Origin of the sequence: Ghiorsea bivora, assembly GCF_000744415.1 — a bacterium.
Lineage (GTDB): Bacteria > Pseudomonadota > Zetaproteobacteria > Mariprofundales > Mariprofundaceae > Ghiorsea > Ghiorsea bivora.
Map to the genome: position 1 here is coordinate 299,901 of NZ_JQLW01000005.1, position 18,115 is coordinate 318,015.

The following is an 18,115-nucleotide window of genomic DNA, read 5'->3' on the forward strand; positions in this document are numbered from 1 at the left end:
ATTAAACATACTATTCGCTTTTCCATGCTTCTGAAAACTCTACCAAGTGGGGGCGATGTTCGCTTTCAGATTCAAGGTAGTTGCGCATGCCGAGGATGGCACGGGCATAAGCGCCTTCAGAGAGTTCACCTTTAAATAACATCCAGCGGAACATGATGAGGGCAGTGGTGCAAACATCGGTTTCGCAATAATTGCGGATAGCATCAATCTCGCCACCTTCAAACATGCCGCGCACATCATCTCCTGCGGTGTCTAGCTTGCCAGGGATACCAAAAGCTGTGGCGACTTCGTGCATAGAGCATCTGGCGGATGCGCCGAAATCGGATAACACTTCGAGTAAGTCCAAGTGGTAGTTATGGGAATAGCGGGTTTCGTAGTTGTTCCATTTATCGCCTTCTTTAAACCACCTTGGGCAAGATAAACCATGCACCATAGCACGATATTTGAGCACAGGCATATCAAAACCTCTGCCGTTAAAGCTGACCAATTGGGGTGCGCGTTGTTCAATAATTTTGAAAAATCCTTGTAGCATTTCTTCTTCGCTGGATTCGGCTGTGCCACCAGTGGCAATGCGTTTGATGCTTAGCTCTGAACCTTCTTCGCCGATTTCGCGGGTGAGGTGCACATAACTGATGGCAACAACCTGATGAAAAGGTTGGCGGGGAAAATCATTTCTGCCATCGGTTTTTTCTAAGAAATAGGCTGATAATGCATCGCGGGCTTCAAAATCATCCATGTTTTCATTGCCCAATAACCTGCGAGTGGCATCGGCATCGGGTACGGTTTCTATATCATAAACAAAGATTTCGCGTTGCATGGTCTGTCCCCTTCAATCAAAGTTCAAGCTTACATAAAAAGAAGTCTGGTGTCATTCCGACTGCAATGGAGGAATCTCAAAGGTGTCCCGACTGTACCTGACATGACTGTGTTATGTTCGCTTCAGAAGCTTGCGTTCGCCTAAAAACCAAGCCGAAGCAAAGAAAGTGAACATGCTACCAACGACTAAGGCTGTTAACCATGCAAATTGCATCAGTTTATTGCTGGGAAATGCCCACAATTGGGGTATGTAATAAAGCCATGCTGCCATAGGGGTGCAGGCAAGGGCTGCGGAACCCATACGTTTCCAGCTTGAAACATCAAAGATAGCACCGTGTTTTTGATGTAGGTGTATCCATAATAAACCTACATTAAAGAAAGATGCGAGCGCTGATGCTAGAGCCAAACCCACATAACCTAGGGGCTGCATCAAAACTACAGCGAGAATGATATTTACAATCACTGTATAAAACGCGAATTTCATTGGTGCTTTGGCATCTTTTCCAGCAAAACAGGCTGTGGACAATACGCGTGCCCAGCAAAAGACCAATAGACCTACACTATAAGCTTGCAAGGCATGGGATGTATTGGCTGCATCAAGGGCTGTGAATTTACCATGCTCGAAAAGCGTGCGGATAATCGGCTCGGCGAGGAATAAAATACCCACCATGGATGGTAGGATAATCCATGTTAGCCAAGTTAAACCTTTTCTTAAATCTTGTGTGGCTTCTTTGTTGCGCCCATGGGCTAAATGCTCAGACAAAGCAGGAAGCAGAGCTGTGCCCATAGCAATACCAAATAGCGCAAGCGGAAGTTGGACAATTCGGTCTGCATAATACAAATAAGATACCGCACCTGTGGGTAAAAGGGTGGCTAAAATGGTGCCGACCAAGATATTGATTTGTACGGCGGCAATGCCAAGCACTGCAGGCCCAAACAATTTTAAAGTGTCATGAATGGCAGGTAGCTTAGGTTTCCACGTGGGTTTGGGAATCCAGCCAATGCGTTTGAGGGCAGGGAATTGAATGGCAAGTTGCAGCGCACCACCCAGCATTACACCCACAGCCAATGCTTCGGCAGGGTTATCATGTAAAGGGGCTAAAATAATGGCAGCAAAGATAATGGCGATGTTTAGCAATGCAGGGCTTGCCGCTGCGACAGAAAACTTGCGATAAGCATTGAGCACAGCCCAAGACATGGCTGCCAGTGAAATCAAAGCCAAATAAGGAAACATGATGCGGGCAAGGGTTAATGCTTGTTGCCAACGGTCTGGCTCATCATGGAAACCAGGGGCAAAGGCGAAGAGCAACCAAGGCATGAAGACCATGCCAGCAATGGTGAACAAGAGCAGGGCGGCAAGCAGCAAACCTGCAAGAGCATTTAAATATGCATGTGCGTCTGCCTCGCTTTTTTTGCGTTGCTCGGCAAGCACGGGGACAAGAGCAACGGTTAAGGTACCTTCTGCGAACATGCGACGGAAGAAGTTGGGTAGTTTAAAAGCGACAAAAAAGGCATCGGCAAGTGGGCTGGCACCCAAAAGGCGGGCAATAAAAATGTCGCGAATAAAACCTAAAATGCGGGATAGCATGGTCCAGCTACCAACTTTTGCCGCTGCACGAAACACGCTTGATTTCTTCTGATTTGACTTCATTGATTCCACACCCATAATGCGCGACCCTTTGCAGGAGTTGGCACATAGTCAAGCTTCATACAAAGGTTATACGTTTAGCGTATAAATTTTGCGGTTTGCCCAAGGGGGTGATGTTTTTACATGCCAGGAATTAGAGTGAGTACTGATGAGCCAATTGAAATGGCTATCAAACGTTTCCGTAAGCAAGTTGAGCGTGGTGGTGTTATTAGTGAGTGCCGTCGTCGTGAAGCTTATGAAAAACCTTCTGTGGCGAAAAAACGTAAAGAAGCTGCAGCACGCAAGCGTCTTATGAAGCGTCTTCGTCGTATCCGCGCCCGTCAACGTCGCGAATACTAAGGAAGCTCTGAACAACCTAAAATATCGCTATCAACAAATAAAAGATAGCCATTTTCTACGTTAAAGATATTTGTAATAGCGGTGCTATAACTACACATCTTTGCCTTGAAACTGACACTTTTATTTTATGATTGCTTCAATTTTAGGTCATTCAAACCTTCCCAGCAAACCGAATCTTTGGATTCTTTTAAAAGCCGTCTTAACCTTTGGGTTAGGGCGGTTTTTTTTATGGTGTGTTTTCTAAGTGGCTGACATAACCCAAAGGGCGAATGGCAACGGTATTTTTGATGGTTGAACAAATTTTCCCATCAGCTCGGATGTAAGTCATATCAAAACAAGGTGTGGCGCGACCATGCTCTGCCAATTCTTCACGAATTTGTTGCTCTTGAGCTGGATCAAAATCAAAATGAAGCATTAAGTCAGAGTTGCCGACGCGAATAAAATTAATCTCTAACTTTTTGGTGGCAATCCTGTGGTTGGGAAACTTTCGCATGCAAGCCATGGCAGGAATAGGGTCAGCAAGGCTAGCTTGAAAGCCGCCAAACATATTACCTGCTGCATTTTTAGATACCCAGTTCAAGGGTAAACGAATGCGCACCTTGCTCCAGTTGTTATCATACTCTTCTAAAGATGCACGCATGAGTAAAAAGGGGAGGAACAAAGAAAACCGACGTTTATCGGATAAGAAAAAGAGTTTTTTGATAAAATTGATATTGCTAGACATGATCTTAGCTGTCTTTCTGCTTAAACTGAATGGCTTTGCCGATGAGTTTGACGAAAGGTCGTTTTTCTTGTTCACCATTCCAAATACATACATCATGTTCATCAAACCATTGTGCATCAAACAACCATAACCATTTATTTTTTTTCTCAATGATTTCAGGTTGTGCAGCATCACCGCTTTTGGTGCGGTTGAGCGCTGCGGCAAGTCGTAGGATTGCGGCTAAAGCAATGGTGACACGGGTGTCTTTGCTTCTCATGCCTTTGAAGGCGAGGTGTTTGTTGTTGGGGCTAGTTTTGCGGTGAAAGCGAACCATGGCTGCCAACATCTGCTGTTGGCGTTGGGTAATGCCCGTGAGGTTAGAATTACCAATGATATAACTGCCATGCAGATGGATTTTTTTATGGCTCATGGTTAAACCGATTTCGTGTAGCTGGCAGGCGGCAATAAGTAAACGATAAGCCTCTTCATTTAAATCCAAGTGTTTGGCGTATGCTTTAAAAATAATTTCAGCTGTTTGGGTGACCCGTTTGATTTGGATGCGGTTAAGGTTAAAGCGTTTTGCCATGGCTTTGCTGGCTGCTTTGATGGGGCGAGAGGGTAAGCGACCTGTGCTGGCAATACGGTCATAAATAATACCTTCGCGCAAGGCACTGGGACAAATACGTAAGGATTTAATGTGTAATGCACGCATCACTTCTTTGAGAATCATGCAACCTGCGACCAAGGTAGCTTGGCGTTCGGGCTCAATGCTTGATGGCAACGTATTGTTTTTAACGGCATCAATGAGTTTGGGCAAAGCTTGTTTTAAATCGCGTAGGGTTAAGTGGGTGTTGTCTTCATGACCATAAAAACTGGCGACCACTTCGGCTAAGCTGCGAATGGTGCCTGAAGTGCCATACACGGCATGTACATCAAAAGGTTTAAAATCAGAGGCAACAGCTTGAATTTTGCTAGCAGCTGCGGCACGACATTTTTTGACTTGAAGCGCAGTATAGTTCCCTGTGGAAAAGAATTTTCGAGAATAACGACGCGCACCCATGTCCAAACTTTCTGCTGCCAGAACGCCATCAGTATTGTTGCCCACAATCACTTCCGTGCTGCCACCACCAATATCAATAATATAAGCAGGTTCTTCACGAATATACCCTTCAGAGCGAACACCCTGAAAGACCAGCCGTGCTTCTTCCTCACCATTAATAATCTCAACGACCAAATCCAGTTCTCTACGGATACGTTTAGCAATGGCATTTCGGTTGGGCGCATCACGCATAGCTGAGGTTGCAATACAATGTATTTCCGCATTGTAACTTTCTGCCAATTGTTTAAAAAACTTGAGACTTTCAAGCATGCGAGCAATAGCTTCTTCATTCAGGCGACCGCGTTTATCAACACCATCGCCTAATTTTACCCAGTGTTTCATTCTATCGACAATATGGAATGCACCGTGTGCTTCTGCTTTGGCAATAATCATGTGAAATGAGTTGGTACCCATATCAACTGCCGCAATATGTTTGCCTGTATTCATGTGTGCAATCTGCAAGGTTTAAGCGAAAACATCAACAAGGCATAGGTTAAGTATACAGCTGGGCCAAGACAAAAGCATATGGGATATGGTACAGGGTTATTTTTTAGTTTCAGCTTTGTTGGAGTAATCGAGCTTGCTATCGACACCTCCCACGATATTGGGGTCAGGCGCACATGCCACAGACTCATCTTTGTTGGTGTAGTCTAGGTTGTGTAAATAATGGCGAATGCAGTTGATACGCGCGCGTTTTTTATCATCCGATTTCACAACAGTCCACGGTGCTTTTTTCGAGTTGGTATGTTTAAACATGGTTAATTTGGCTTGGGTGTATGCATCCCATTTGTCTAAAGATTGAATATCAACAGTACTTAACTTCCATTGTTTTAAAGGGTCGTGGGTTCGAGCATGAAAGCGACGGAGTTGCTCTTGCCGGCTCACAGAGAACCAGTATTTAAAAAGGTGTAAGCCAGAGTCCACAAGCATGGTTTCGAGCAATGGTGTTTGTTGTAAACAGGTGAGGTATTCTTCTTGGTTACAAAACCCCATGACATATTCTACGCCTGCTCGATTGTACCAAGAGCGATCAAGAAAAACCATTTCCCCATGCGTGGGTAAGTGTTTGATATAACGCTGGTAATACCATTGTCCACGTTCGCGCTCATTGGGTTTTTCCAATGCAACCACGCGACATGCCCTAGGGTTAAGGTGTTCATTAAATCGTTTGATGGCTCCACCTTTACCCGCGGCATCGCGACCTTCAAAAATACTCAGTATGCGCTGTCCAGATTCTTTGACCCAAGCTTGAACTTTGAGCAGCTCAATTTGTAAGAGCTTTTTTTCTTTTTCATATGTGGAGCTGCTCATTTTTTTAGGGTAGGGGTATGTACCCATTTCATAGCTTAATGATAACAACTCTTTGCTGGGAATAATGGTGGGTGATGCCAATACCTCTTTAGGGTTACTCATGTGCTGTAGTAATTCGCGAAGTTTCTTTTTGTTATAGCGCTTTGTGCTCATGGTTGCTCACACCTTTGTAACGTGAAAATTTTGGTAAGCAGCTTCTTTTCTTAGTGGTATTTGAAAGCAAGAAGGTTGCGAATTTCCATTCTTTCAAATTGCACAAAAAATGCAATGATTATTTTAGGGATATTGAAGTTAAATTTTTTGCTTAGAAACTTTGCTGTTTCGTTTCCAGTGCTTCCCAGCGCTCAAAAGCATGGGTTAATAAGTCGTCTAATTCAGTCAATCGTTTTTGATCTTTCTGAAAGTCTTCAGGGCTTTTATTGAAATAGTCATTGTCGCAAAACCGAGCTTCAATGTTTTCTTTTTCTTTTTCCCAGGCTTCAATTTGCGCAGGCAGCTCGTCCAGCTCTTTTTGCTCTTTATAGGCAAGTTTTTTAACAACCTTAGCTGTTTTTTCGACTTTTGCTGTTTCATTGACTGTTTTTGTTGCGACTTTTTCTTCTTTTTCACGTAAAATAGCACGCTCTTTCCATGCCAAATAATCCGAATAACCACCTTCAATCGGTACAATCTTACCATCACCTTCAAAAGCCAACACTTTACTCACAGTTCTATCCATAAATGCTCTATCATGGCTAACGATAATCACCGTGCCCTGATATTTGGCTAAAGCTTCTTCGAGTACGGCAAGTGTGCCAATGTCCAAGTCATTGGTCGGTTCATCCAGCACCAATAAATTTGCAGGTTCGAGCAACAGTTTAGCAAGCAAAAGGCGACCACGCTCGCCCCCTGACAATGCAGCCACCCGTGCATTTAAAAGCTCTTTATCAAAGAGGAAATCCTGCATATAGCTGACAATATGCCGTGGCTCATGTCCGCCGATATGTACATAATTTCCGCCGCTGGGTACAAGTATATCTTTCAGTTTAGCTTCGGGGTTTAGTTCACGGATTTGGGTTAAGAATGCAGGGGTAAGGCGTACACCATGTTTGATGCGACCGTCATTTGCCTGCAATTCACCCAATAAAATTTTGAGTAATGTGGTTTTGCCAATGCCGTTAGGACCAAGCAAACCAATGCGTTCACCAGCCATGATTTTACAGTTGAATTTGTCAACAATGGTTGCTTTTTCAAAGCTGTGGCATACATCAATGGCTTCAATCAATAATTTGCCAGGTTTAACACCTGATGCCACGCGCAAGTCCACATCACCACCACGCAGTTTGCGGGCAGCACGTTGCTTTCTTAAATCTTCAAGGGCACGCACTCTGCCTTCATTGCGGGTGCGGCGTGCTGGAATGCCTTGGCGAATCCATTTTTCTTCATTGGCGAGCATTTTATCGAACTTTTTATGTTCTCGGGCTTCAATGTCTAATAATTCGGCTTTTTTATGTAAATATTCGGCATAACTTGCCTGAAAATGGGTAAGTTTCCCACGGTCTAACTCAATGATTTCTTCTGCCACGGCATCTAAGAAGTAGCGGTCATGTGTAATAAATAACACAGCACCTTGAAAGGAGGCGACAAAATCCTCAAGCCATTCAATAGATGATATATCCAAATGGTTGGTGGGCTCATCAAGCAATAATATTTCAGGCTCAACCACAACGGCTTGTGCCAATGCCACACGGCGCAGCCAGCCACCTGATAATTCACCCACATCACGGTCGGCATCCAAACCCAATTTGGTGATGGCTGTTTCAATTCTCGCATGTAGTTTCCATGCGCCCAAATGTTCAAGCTGATGTTGCAGGTCTTCCAGTTTTTTTAAGGCTTTATCGGAATAATCATGTTCTAAAGTTGTAGTGGCTTGATGGTAAGCATCCAACACGTTTGCTACATCACCCAAACCTTCGGCAACCACTTGAAACACTGTTTGATTGGGTTCAAAATAAGGATCTTGATGTAAATAAGCGACTTTGCAGCCACTCTTGATTTGTACGCTGCCGTCATCCACATCCATTTGCCCAGCAATCACTTTCAGCAAGGTGGACTTACCCTCACCATTACGTCCAATCAGTCCGACACGCGCCCCGGCGCTGATGCGTAAATCAACATTGTCGAGTAATACCTGATGACCAAATGCTTTTTTGAGGCCGTGCAACATGAGAATAGGCATGGTTTAACCTTCTTGGGTGGTTGATATGGATTCAGGATGACCTTTTTGGGCAAGGGCAACCACAGCAGCGGGTAAGACAAAAATATTAAGAATGGGTACAACCATCAGTAGCAATGATGTGCCACCAAAACCTAACCAAAACCAACGATTTTTTTTCATATCCGCTTTGCGTGCACTAAATTTTAAATCTTTGCGACTGGCTTGGGTGTCAAACAGTTCATAATTGAGGAACTGGATGCTGCCGTAAGTCCAAATCACTGTCATTAGTGGTGGAAACCAGAAGAATACCAGTGCCAATAGCCCCCAAAGCAATAAACCAAATAAAGGACGAATGGAGTTGATAGCTGCCGCCAATGCCTGATTAGCCCAAGATGCATCATTTTCAACCGTGGCAAAACCCATGATTTTTTCTGTGCGATATGCCAAAGTATCCAGCCACGGTGCTGCCGCCGCAGATGCCAAAGCGACAAACGCCACAGCACCGACCACCACAGATAATAAACCGGCTAGAAATGATGCAATATAACCAACAATCACCCAATACCACGCATCACCTTCAGGAATCCAAATCGAAGCCAAATAATCGGCAAAGAAAAACACGGCCAGCATTAAAACGAGCATCAAACCTGCTAATAAACCAAGCATTCGCCACAACACAGCTCGCAGCTCTGCTTTGCCAAATAACATGATTAAACCTGAAAAAAATGTAGAAACTCCTTCAATCATTTAGCTGTCTCCATGTTCAAACTTGAGCAAAACCTACCGATTGTGGGTAATGTTGCTATAAAATCATTGAAGGCATTGATTTAGCATAGGTTTTGTGAGGACGCATGGGATATTTTAGCAAGTATTTCACTGCATACCAAACTTGGCTCGGCAGCGTAATGTTTTCAGGCTCATTCCCCCCAAAGCGCGAATGCGCACCATGGAATCATGCGATATAAGTACCGCTTTTTCAGTTTAAACATTTTGAATCTAGCTCTTTGTATTTTGAGCTCTCAGCGTTAAACACCACCCTTTTATTTTTTAAGAAACAACGCCTGATATCAGTATAGCGTTGTTGCATAATTATCCAAACTATCCAAATTGTCCAAACTGGTTGAAAAGGTCGTTTTATGTTCTAAACTGCTGCGCTATGAATTTTATAACTACAGGTGAAGCTGCACGTAGGTGTGGTGTTGGTATCAATACAATTAAGCGATGGATGAAAAAAGGTGAGCTGAAATATATTGTTACACCTGGTGGCCATTGGCGCATTCGTGAACATGAATTTCGAACCTTCCTCAAAACCCACAACATGGATCTTCTACAAGAAAAGGAGCATACAAGTGAGGCTCATAAAATCTTACTGATTGAAGATGATTTGGACATGTGTGCACTCGTTGAAGGCGCTTTTGATGCGGCTACTTTTAATCATACTTTTGACTATGCAAAAGATGGGTATAGCGGCTTAATAAAACTTGGCTTGATGCAACCTGATATTCTTATTCTTGATATCATGTTACCCGAAATAAATGGCCTGGAGATTATTCAACGTATTCGTGCAACAGATTTCCACAAAAAGCCTAAAATCCTTGTTATTACTGGCGCAGGTGATCGGAGGCTGGTGAGAAGAGCCCTAGAGAAGGCTAAGCCAGACATGATTCTTGACAAACCCTTTGCCGTTGAAGACTTGATTCATGCAACTCAGAAAGTGCTAAGCTCAACAAGTGCTGTAGCGGCAGTAAACGAATGAGCGCACAAGCACGGTTAAAAACAGTACTGGTTGTTGATGATAACCCAACCCTTGTCGAATTATTTGCTGAAGTATTAAATGAATTGTTTTATGTCAAAGTGGCTAATAGTGCCGTTGAAGCTATTACAAAACTCAGCAGTGATAGTATTGATGCGGTTGTTTGTGACTACCACCTTGGCACGCAAAATGCAGAAGTCGTTATTGATTGGATTAATGAACAACAACCCCGACTTGCAAAGAAAATTATACTTCTAACTGGGGAAATAGGGCTGGATCCGAATTTCTCTAAAAATAATTTTTCTGTCCTCTATAAACCTGTAGAGATGGAGGAGTTACTTATTGCGGTAGAAAGCCTATTTGAACGGAATCAAGGGCTCATGGAGTAAGTATGAAAAAATACTTTGAAAACAGCCTAAGCTTACGCTTAACCATGATGGTTATATTCATTATTACTCCCATATTAACTGTCAGCTTCTTTTGGTTAGACTCTCGTAGCGAAGCACTGATGCTTGAAGAGCAAGAAACTAGAGCATCTCAGATAGCAGAATCCCTTGCCACCAGTTTGAGCAGCATCATGCTTTCAGGTAATGCTGATATTGCGCATGACTGGTTAAATCGTATTACTTCTGTGCAGGGTGTTGAGTCAGTGAAGATATTTCGAACCGATGGTGTGGAGGCATTCAAAGACCTTGACACACAGAACAAAGTAAATGCATACATTGGTCGCAAACAGTTTTCCCGTGAAGAAAATGGTAAGGCAGGAAAGATAGACAATAAAATAATCCCCGAATTTGAAAAAGCCATTGCGGGTCAGACTTCAGTCCATCGCACTGAGGATAACCAACATCTGAGTTATATTTATCCCATTAAGTTAGAAACCGCATGCTTGGCTTGCCATGGTTATACTGAAAACCCTATCCGAGGTGTCTTGGTGCTTGGTGTATCCATTGGGGCAAGCCAATTTACTTTTGCAGAAACTGAAAACGATATGATTAAAATCATGTTTATCATATTTATCATTCTTGGTTTTGTTGTTTGGTTGCTGATTCGCAAACAAGTCTTGGAGCCCATCAACAATATTGCCCAAATGGCTTCTAATATTCGCCATGGCGACCTTTCTTCTGAGATTAAGCTTAACCGCAAAGATGAATTGGGCATGGTTGCAAAGACGCTTGACCTGTTGGTATCTGACCTTAAAGAAAAAATTACTGATGAAGCTGGTCAAAGACAACGCCAAGAAGCGATTACCGATGCAGTTATATCCTTAGGGCAAAAAACGACCAGTGCATTATTATTTAAACATATAGGCAAAATATGTGCGGAAGTTACCCATGCACCTTATGTTATGGTTTCTTATATCGAAGATGGAACGAAGCAATTTATTGCTCAAGGTATTCCTCCTGAAAGTGAAGCTAAAATTGCCCACCCTCCTAAAGGTAAAGGTCTGCTTGGTCTACTGTGGGATGAAAGCCAAACACTTAGGCTTGATAGTATTGCTTCACATCCAAAATCGAGTGGATTCCCAAGTGGACACCCTCCCATGGGGGCATTTCTTGGCACCCCTATGTGTTTTGAAGGTCAAGTGTTAGGTGTGATATACCTCTCCAAAAATCCACATGACTGTCCCTTTTCAGAGGATGATGAAAAAGCATTAGTTACACTCGCTGCAGCTTGTGCTATCGCCCTATCGAACACACAGAATATTGAACGTGTTAAAGAGGCTAATAAAAATCTTGAAGCGCGTATAGATGCAAGAACCGATGCGCTTAAGCAAGCGAATAAACAACTTAAAATACGTGAAGTAGAGCTGGAGTTGACCAATGAAGAGCTGGTCTCGGCAAATAAAGCCAAAGACCAATTTCTTGCCAACACCAGCCATGAGTTACGCACACCATTAAATGCCATTATTGGCTTCTCGGAATTATTGCAAAACCCTAGGTCTGGCAAATTAAGTGACAAACAACAACGTTACGTGGAGCATGTACATAATAGCGGTAAACGTTTGCTAACGATTATCAATGACCTTCTTGATATCAGTAAAATTGAGTCTGGTATGATGGAAGTTCATGAAAGCACATTTAGCCCCGTTGAACTAATTAAACAAGTGGTTGCTGAATTAAGGCCTCTGGCTCAAAATAAAGAGATTGAAGTAAGTCTTGTCGAACCAGTAGGGCAAGAGCTAATGGTTAAATCGGATAAGGATAAGTTGCATCAAATTTTGGTAAACTTGCTCGGTAATGCCATTAAATTTACGCCTAATCAAGGAAAGGTTGAAGTCGGACTTTCGCTTGATCAGTTAGCTAAACCAAGCAATGAAGCGAACCTTTCATTCTACGTCAAAGATAATGGTATCGGCATACCCATCGAAGATCAGGAAAAAATATTTATGCCCTTTGCCCAGTCCAATGGAGGTCTAGATAGAGCCCATGGTGGTACGGGGCTTGGCCTATCACTTGCCAAATGTATGGTTCAACTCCTCGGTGGAACGATACAACTGACAAGTGAGATTGATAAAGGCACTACTTTTTTTGTTGAGCTTATCGTTATTGTTAAAGAACATGATTTATTTCATAAAGGTGAGTCGGATGAGAGTGCTATTATTGGCCGTTTGGAAAAACTAGCCTTGGCACCAACGGAGGAAGTTTTTCCTGACAAAGAACATCAGGCAATCATCATTATTATTGATGAAAATAAGCAGCGTGCAAATCATGCTGCAGATATATTTACCAGTGAAGGTTATGAGGTTTGCCATACAGATATATCGAATATTGAAAAAGAAAGGTTCAAAACTTCACCCCTACTAATTATATTGGGCGTTCCAGAAGATAGCGAAAAAACATATGACCTAATCAAACAATTAAAATCTTCTGATTTTACAAACCGAATCCCAACCATATTGATGGCTGGGGATGAAAAGAATCCTCATTTCGGTACAGGTGGAACTATAGGTCAGATTAAAAAAGGTATTGGGCGTAATGATTTGCTTGAAATGGTTTCACACGCCTCTATACATACAAAACCTCCCACACCTCCCACACTGCTTGTGATTGATGATGATGCATCGGTACGTGAGTATTTAAAAGAAACCCTAGCGCCCGAAGGTTATCATATTTTGTTGGCAAGCAATGGAGCTGAAGGTATCCGTTTAGCTATTGAGCGAGAGCCTGATTTGATTATTCTTGACTTGATGATGCCTGAAGTGACGGGGTTTGAAGTCATGAATGAATTAAGGCAGCATCCAACGGCTTGTGATATTCCTGTGGTTATATTTACAGCCAAAGACCTTACCCGAGAAGAGGCTTTACAATTGGGTCAAGATGTTGAACGCATTCTAATTAAAGGTATGAGTAATAGTACTGATGTTATCAGTCAGGTACATAAGCTTGAAATGCTTTACCCAGTCCAAGCAAAACTGATTGATGTAAAACTCGGGTGTTTCAATTTTCGGTATATGCAAAGACGCTTACAAAATGAAGTTTCTCGTTTCAATCGATATTCACATAGTTTTTCACTTATTGCTTGGGAAATGGATGGTTTTGAGAATTATTGTCAAACACATGGCAGACGTTGGGGCTTGGCAGCACTAAAAGCGACTGTGTCGACAGGGCTTTCCATCATTCGTAAAGGTGATGTCTTAGCGCGCCTTGGTGACCATAGTTTTATCCTTCTTTTGCCTGGCATCACTGAAGAAGGAACAAACCGTGTAGCAGAAAAGATTCGTCTGCGTATTCGTAGCCAACGTTTACCTCTACCCGACAATAAAACAGGTAAACTCACAGCCTCACTTGGTGCTGTATTATCAAGTGAGAAAGAGCCTGATGCACACCAGCTATTGTCAACCTTGCAGCATCGGTTAGATATTGCGAAAGAAGAAGGTGGAAACCGCACGGTAATGGAGGACTAAATGAAGAATCCCAAGATTCTTATTGTTGATGATAATCCTCTTAATTTAGAGCTTGCATGTGATGTTCTTGAACTCGAAGGCTTTCATGTCACGCTTGTTGATAGTGGAGAAGAGTCCATTATTGTTTCGCAACAAAATCCGCCAGATCTGATTCTGATGGATTTGCGCATGCCTGGCATGAGTGGAATCGATGCATTGCATGGCATACGGAAACATGCCATTACCCAAGATATTCCAGTTGTGGTGCTAACGGCATCAGTCATGGCAGGAGAAAAAGATCGTTTGCTGGCGGAAGGTTTTGATGGTTTTATGCAAAAACCAATTTCACCAGCTACTTTTGCTGCTGAGGTCAGTGCTTTCTTACGGTGATTGCACCAGCATTCGCCACAATACACTCTGCTTTGCCAAATAACATAATCAAACCTGAAAAAGTGTCTGCACCTTCAATCATTTGGCTGTCTTCATGTTCAAACTTGAGAAAAACCTACCGATATGGGTATGTTGCTATAAATCATTAAAGCCGTGGTTTATCATGGGTTCTGTACATTCTGAGTGGTTAAGAGTAGCTAGACTTTAGGTGAACCAGTATACGACTAAAATGCTCATATAAGATATAATGCCCTCCATGCTCTAGTGTATGCATTATTGCATTGGGTATGTTGCTTGTCAGTGTTTTACCGCAGCAAAAGGGTGAAATCGTATCATCTTTTGCATGCCAAACCTGAGTTGGCACTTCAATGTTTTTAAGCTCAAATCCCCAGGGTCGAATACGAACCATTAAATCGTGTGAAACAGCGGCTGTTTTTTCAGGGTACACACTTTGAATCCAATGTTTAAGGTAGTCATTTACATCCTTGGATTGTAAAAATACTTTTTCAGATGTTGAAGCATAAACAAAGGCACGTTTCGTTAGCTCATCAGGGCGTTGCCACATGCTGCGCAATACGGTTTTTGAAAGTACACGCAACGCTCTTTTTGGTAAATGCTTGCCCAATTGCAACATATACCGATCTGCAGGTGGCAGATCTTTTCGTTGGTCTATGTCGGGTGGTACGATTGGGGCAACCAGCGTAAGAGAGGTAGTGTATTTAGGGTAGAAGTATGCGAGAGCTGAGGCATAAGGTGCACCATTGGAGTACCCAAGCACGTGGAATGTTGAGATATCCAATGTTTGGGTTAATTGTATAATATCTTTGGCGTGGTCATGTAGGGAAGGTGTTGTGCTAATCCAGTCAGAATTTAGGAAACCTGGACGCATAGGTACAATGATGTGAAAATCCTTGGTGTTTTGTAATGTTTTGTTGGGTAGCAACTGTTGGTCAGAGTGTACCAAAGCATGACAATAAATGAGAGGCTCAGCATTGGGGTTACCAAATGTCATATAGCCAAATTTACGTCCATCAAAAAGTGTGATGGAATGATGTGTAGGGTGAGGTTCAAAAAAGGGGTGGAGATTATTTTGTTTGAGAATAGCAGGGCTGGTTAAAATCATTTTCACCAATTCGACCTGGCTAGAACACTGTGTTTTAGCAAAAATTCTTTTCATATGTGTTCGTGCAGTATGCACACTAATGCCGATAGTATCAGCGGCTTCAACTAGGTTATGGCAGCCATTGGTTAAGGTTTTGGTTAGATGTGTTTCTGCAGCAGTTAAACCAAAATGTTTTTGTAAAACCAAGGTGTCATATTCGGGTTTAATACATGAAGATATGATATAAATAGCGATAAGATTTTGTTCGGCATGTTCAGGTGTGTTTTGGTTTAGCATTGTAGAAATCCAAATAGATAATGTTGGTTGGTTAGCACCCTGAACCAAAGAAAGTGAGATGCCATCTTCTTGACTGCTACCATCGGAGAGTTGTTGAATATGCTGATGCAGTAAGGTTGTGTTTTGTGGGGTGTTAGCTTGAAGTGTATTTGCTTGAATAGATAAAGCGTGATGGGTGTTGATGGATTCGCTTGCTTGTTGATTTAGGGTAATTACTTCTGCTTTTGCATTGGTCACAATCACCCCAATGGGTAATTGGTCGAGTAGTTGTGATGAAATGAATTGCTGATGCGTAGCTTTATCGGATACTTCATTAAACTGGAAGGAGCGAAGTAGGTGGTTACTAAGCTGATCGACTTGCTCAGATAACATACCGCTGGGGCTATTTTTTCCTTCAAAATGTTGTAAATACTGATCCATATCTTTTAACAATTGTGGCCACCGCTCGTCAGTTTGTGATGTATCGTAAATGAGCTCAATAAGCTCAGATACTTCGACAAGTGCTTGCGATGTTTTTCGATTCAAGATGATTTCTCCTGGTGAAAAGGTGCAGGCAAACAGTGTGTTTTTAGATGGATATTATTTGAGTATACCCTATTTGGGTGATTCGGGCAATGTCATGGTGGTTTATCATTGTTGATATGGGGAGAACAGTGGATAGGAAAAACAGGAGCGCACCATGAGAAAACAAAAGGTTAAAATTTTAGCAGTGATAACCATGATAGGGTTTGTAGGATGTAGCTCAGGAGGTGATTCTCCACCACAAGCTGTACCTATTGCTACTTCTCCAGTAACAAGTTCGACGCTAGTTTCTGGTGTTGTTGCAACAGGTGCACCGTTAGTAGGATTTGTGGCAGTTAAAGGTTCAGCTGGTAATGTTGCTACGGCTAATATTGATGCACAGGGCAAATATTCGGTTGATACTAGCAACTTAACATTGCCGCTTGTGCTTTATGCCAGTGGTATCTCGGGCGGCAAGGCATATAGTATTATCTCGGCAGCTACGATCAGTGATGTGGGAAACACAGTAAATATCACACCGTTAACAGACTTAATTGTATCCAATGTTGCGGGGTCGCATAGTGAGGCTTTCTTTAATAATCCTAATTATACATTGTTAAGTGCGAACAATTTAACAGCGGCAAAAGATGTACTGGCATTGCGACTAGAGCCAATGTTAACAGCTGCAGGTTTGGGGGCGGGTTTTGATTTGATGAATGCGGCATTTAATGCGGATCACACGGGTTATGATGCACTGTTAGATTTGTTGGATGTGCAGGTGGATACAACCACTAATCAAGCAACCATTACTTATGCTTTAGACTCGGCTATTACGATTACCGATGATTTGACAACTACAGCGGATGCTACACCGATAGGTGCAGTGAATACTGGAGTTTTTCAAGCCAATGGGGCAATCATTCAAGAAATTAATGCATTTATGCTGAGTATGAATGCTTTGTTTGCCAATGGTACACCCGCCGCAGCAACGGTTAGCCCATTTTTTACAGCGGGTTTTTTGCACCAAGGTACAGACAATGCAGCAGCAGTTACCTTGTTTAGCTCTACTCTTCCAGCACATCAGTCCTTAACTGCAAATATTATTGCTACTTTTGGTGCATTTTCAATCGTGTCGATTGATACAACAGTGAATCCGCAATTGGCAACCATTCGTTCATCCGATAGTAAATTGATGAATTTAGAAAAATCTGTTGCTGCAGGTTGGCAGTTAGCTGGTGATGGTCATGTTTGGGGAGCAGAAGCAGCACCTGAAAGCCACTTAGACCAAGCAACGGGTACTGTCATTAATAACTTCTTGCTCAGTGTTGATGATGCTTCAGGGGTAGCTATTTTGCCAAATGATTATTTTATAATTACAGGGCCAGGTGTAAATGCCAATGGTGGTGTGATTGTGCAATATGATTTTAATAATTTTAATAACGCGGTAGGTAAAACGGCTTTAATGTGGTCTATAGATGTGACGGATGTGACAGCTTTAACTTTTCCTGATGGCGCTGACTATACGGTGACTAGATATAGAGATGTTAATGGCGACACCAATATTGTGGCTGGAGTAAATCAAGTAAATGTGAATGATGCTTCTACATTAATAGTGGGTCTTGTTGATACATTGATTGATTCTCAAGTGGTTCGGTTGGTCAAACGCCCAATCAAACCCTCTGAAACAACATCGTATATTACCATTACAAACCCAACCACAGTTGGTTTTTTAGGGTTTACTTCAGGAACAATCAATGCGGCATGGACTCTACCTGTAGGTTCACGGTCGGGAACAGTCGATTTATCTGAATTTGACTCAGCAGCAGGTAGTTTCGTGTGGCTTGTAGAAAATGAGGTAGCAGATACAGCAACATCATTTTCATTTCTAGCACCAGCACCAACAAATATAACCAGTAAACCTGGCTTGTATGTTTTTGGTTATGATGTGTTTAATCGTGTGACAGCAACGCATATCAATTCTTACTAACCGTATGGTTTGATAACTAAACGCCATGTGCTTTACAGTGCATGGCGTTTTTTATTGTTTTGTATTTTATTTTGTATATGAAGCTT

The 18,115-nt window shown here is 42.4% G+C and carries 14 protein-coding genes; 6 read left to right on the forward strand and 8 right to left on the reverse strand.

What is annotated here, in order from left to right:
* Positions 1-10 precede the first annotated feature (10 nt).
* On the reverse strand, positions 11-817 hold the full coding sequence (locus DM09_RS02020) for a 3'-5' exonuclease (RefSeq protein WP_038247171.1): 807 nt from the start codon (positions 815-817) through the stop codon (positions 11-13).
* 111 nt (positions 818-928) lie between these two features.
* On the reverse strand, positions 929-2,482 hold the full coding sequence (gene murJ / locus DM09_RS02025; protein ID WP_038247172.1) for a murein biosynthesis integral membrane protein MurJ: 1,554 nt from the start codon (positions 2,480-2,482) through the stop codon (positions 929-931).
* Between the two features lie 105 nt (positions 2,483-2,587).
* On the opposite strand from murJ, the gene rpsU reads away from it, so the two are divergent.
* On the forward strand, positions 2,588-2,803 hold the full coding sequence (gene rpsU / locus DM09_RS02030; RefSeq protein ID WP_038247173.1) for a 30S ribosomal protein S21: 216 nt from the start codon (positions 2,588-2,590) through the stop codon (positions 2,801-2,803).
* A gap of 226 nt (positions 2,804-3,029) precedes the next feature.
* Here rpsU and DM09_RS02035 read toward each other — a convergent pair whose 3' ends face one another.
* The 5 genes from DM09_RS02035 to DM09_RS02055 form a co-directional block, all read right to left on the reverse strand.
* Positions 3,030-3,527 carry a PaaI family thioesterase gene (locus DM09_RS02035; RefSeq protein WP_038247174.1) on the reverse strand — a complete coding sequence of 166 codons (498 nt, stop codon included), beginning with the start codon at positions 3,525-3,527 and terminating at the stop codon, positions 3,030-3,032.
* A gap of 4 nt (positions 3,528-3,531) precedes the next feature.
* Positions 3,532-5,052 carry a Ppx/GppA phosphatase family protein gene (locus tag DM09_RS02040; protein WP_038247175.1) on the reverse strand — a complete coding sequence of 507 codons (1,521 nt, stop codon included), beginning with the start codon at positions 5,050-5,052 and terminating at the stop codon, positions 3,532-3,534.
* Positions 5,053-5,148: 96 nt separating this feature from the next.
* Entirely contained in the window at positions 5,149-6,069 is a 921-nt protein-coding gene (ppk2, locus tag DM09_RS02045; RefSeq protein WP_038247176.1) for a polyphosphate kinase 2, read from the reverse strand.
* Positions 6,070-6,220: 151 nt separating this feature from the next.
* Positions 6,221-8,134 carry an ATP-binding cassette domain-containing protein gene (locus DM09_RS02050; protein WP_038247178.1) on the reverse strand — a complete coding sequence of 638 codons (1,914 nt, stop codon included), beginning with the start codon at positions 8,132-8,134 and terminating at the stop codon, positions 6,221-6,223.
* A 3-nt stretch (positions 8,135-8,137) separates the two neighbouring features.
* On the reverse strand, positions 8,138-8,860 hold the full coding sequence (locus DM09_RS02055) for an EI24 domain-containing protein (protein ID WP_051937933.1): 723 nt from the start codon (positions 8,858-8,860) through the stop codon (positions 8,138-8,140).
* 409 nt (positions 8,861-9,269) lie between these two features.
* On the opposite strand from DM09_RS02055, the gene DM09_RS02060 reads away from it, so the two are divergent.
* From DM09_RS02060 to DM09_RS02075, 4 genes are read left to right on the forward strand one after another with little or no spacing between them, the layout of a single operon-like run.
* Positions 9,270-9,869: a response regulator gene (locus DM09_RS02060; protein ID WP_051937936.1), complete on the forward strand. Its 600-nt coding sequence runs from the start codon at positions 9,270-9,272 to the stop codon at positions 9,867-9,869.
* The gene (locus DM09_RS02065) at positions 9,866-10,255 is read left to right on the forward strand and encodes a response regulator (protein ID WP_038247179.1); all 390 of its coding nucleotides are present in this window, start codon (positions 9,866-9,868) and stop codon (positions 10,253-10,255) included. Before DM09_RS02060 ends, DM09_RS02065 begins: the two co-directional genes overlap by 4 nt.
* A 2-nt stretch (positions 10,256-10,257) precedes the next feature.
* Positions 10,258-13,773 (forward strand): ATP-binding protein, encoded by a 3,516-nt coding sequence (locus DM09_RS02070; protein WP_038247180.1) that lies wholly within the window; start codon positions 10,258-10,260, stop codon positions 13,771-13,773.
* The gene (locus tag DM09_RS02075; RefSeq protein WP_038247182.1) at positions 13,774-14,142 is read left to right on the forward strand and encodes a response regulator; all 369 of its coding nucleotides are present in this window, start codon (positions 13,774-13,776) and stop codon (positions 14,140-14,142) included. It begins immediately after the preceding gene.
* 187 nt (positions 14,143-14,329) lie between these two features.
* Here the strand turns inward: DM09_RS02075 and DM09_RS02080 are convergent, their stop codons facing one another.
* Complete coding sequence (locus DM09_RS02080; protein ID WP_038247184.1) at positions 14,330-16,066, reverse strand: alpha/beta fold hydrolase; 1,737 nt, start codon at positions 16,064-16,066, stop codon at positions 14,330-14,332.
* Positions 16,067-16,220: 154 nt separating this feature from the next.
* On the opposite strand from DM09_RS02080, the gene DM09_RS02085 reads away from it, so the two are divergent.
* Positions 16,221-18,029 carry a hypothetical protein gene (locus DM09_RS02085; protein WP_038247186.1) on the forward strand — a complete coding sequence of 603 codons (1,809 nt, stop codon included), beginning with the start codon at positions 16,221-16,223 and terminating at the stop codon, positions 18,027-18,029.
* Positions 18,030-18,115 lie beyond the last annotated feature (86 nt).

What these genes read in the sequence shown, in the direction of transcription:
- ppk2 (WP_038247176.1), bottom strand. Translation starts at nt 6,069, where the DNA reads ATGAGCACAAAGCGCTATAACAAAAAGAAACTTCGCGAATTACTACAG.
- DM09_RS02020 (WP_038247171.1), bottom strand. Translation starts at nt 817, where the DNA reads ATGCAACGCGAAATCTTTGTTTATGATATAGAAACCGTACCCGATGCC.
- DM09_RS02035 (WP_038247174.1), bottom strand. Translation starts at nt 3,527, where the DNA reads ATGTCTAGCAATATCAATTTTATCAAAAAACTCTTTTTCTTATCCGAT.
- DM09_RS02050 (WP_038247178.1), bottom strand. Translation starts at nt 8,134, where the DNA reads ATGCCTATTCTCATGTTGCACGGCCTCAAAAAAGCATTTGGTCATCAG.
- DM09_RS02065 (WP_038247179.1), top strand. Translation starts at nt 9,866, where the DNA reads ATGAGCGCACAAGCACGGTTAAAAACAGTACTGGTTGTTGATGATAAC.
- murJ (WP_038247172.1), bottom strand. Translation starts at nt 2,482, where the DNA reads ATGGGTGTGGAATCAATGAAGTCAAATCAGAAGAAATCAAGCGTGTTT.
- DM09_RS02055 (WP_051937933.1), bottom strand. Translation starts at nt 8,860, where the DNA reads ATGATTGAAGGAGTTTCTACATTTTTTTCAGGTTTAATCATGTTATTT.
- DM09_RS02040 (WP_038247175.1), bottom strand. Translation starts at nt 5,052, where the DNA reads ATGAATACAGGCAAACATATTGCGGCAGTTGATATGGGTACCAACTCA.
- DM09_RS02060 (WP_051937936.1), top strand. Translation starts at nt 9,270, where the DNA reads ATGAATTTTATAACTACAGGTGAAGCTGCACGTAGGTGTGGTGTTGGT.
- DM09_RS02075 (WP_038247182.1), top strand. Translation starts at nt 13,774, where the DNA reads ATGAAGAATCCCAAGATTCTTATTGTTGATGATAATCCTCTTAATTTA.
- DM09_RS02085 (WP_038247186.1), top strand. Translation starts at nt 16,221, where the DNA reads ATGAGAAAACAAAAGGTTAAAATTTTAGCAGTGATAACCATGATAGGG.
- DM09_RS02070 (WP_038247180.1), top strand. Translation starts at nt 10,258, where the DNA reads ATGAAAAAATACTTTGAAAACAGCCTAAGCTTACGCTTAACCATGATG.
- rpsU (WP_038247173.1), top strand. Translation starts at nt 2,588, where the DNA reads ATGCCAGGAATTAGAGTGAGTACTGATGAGCCAATTGAAATGGCTATC.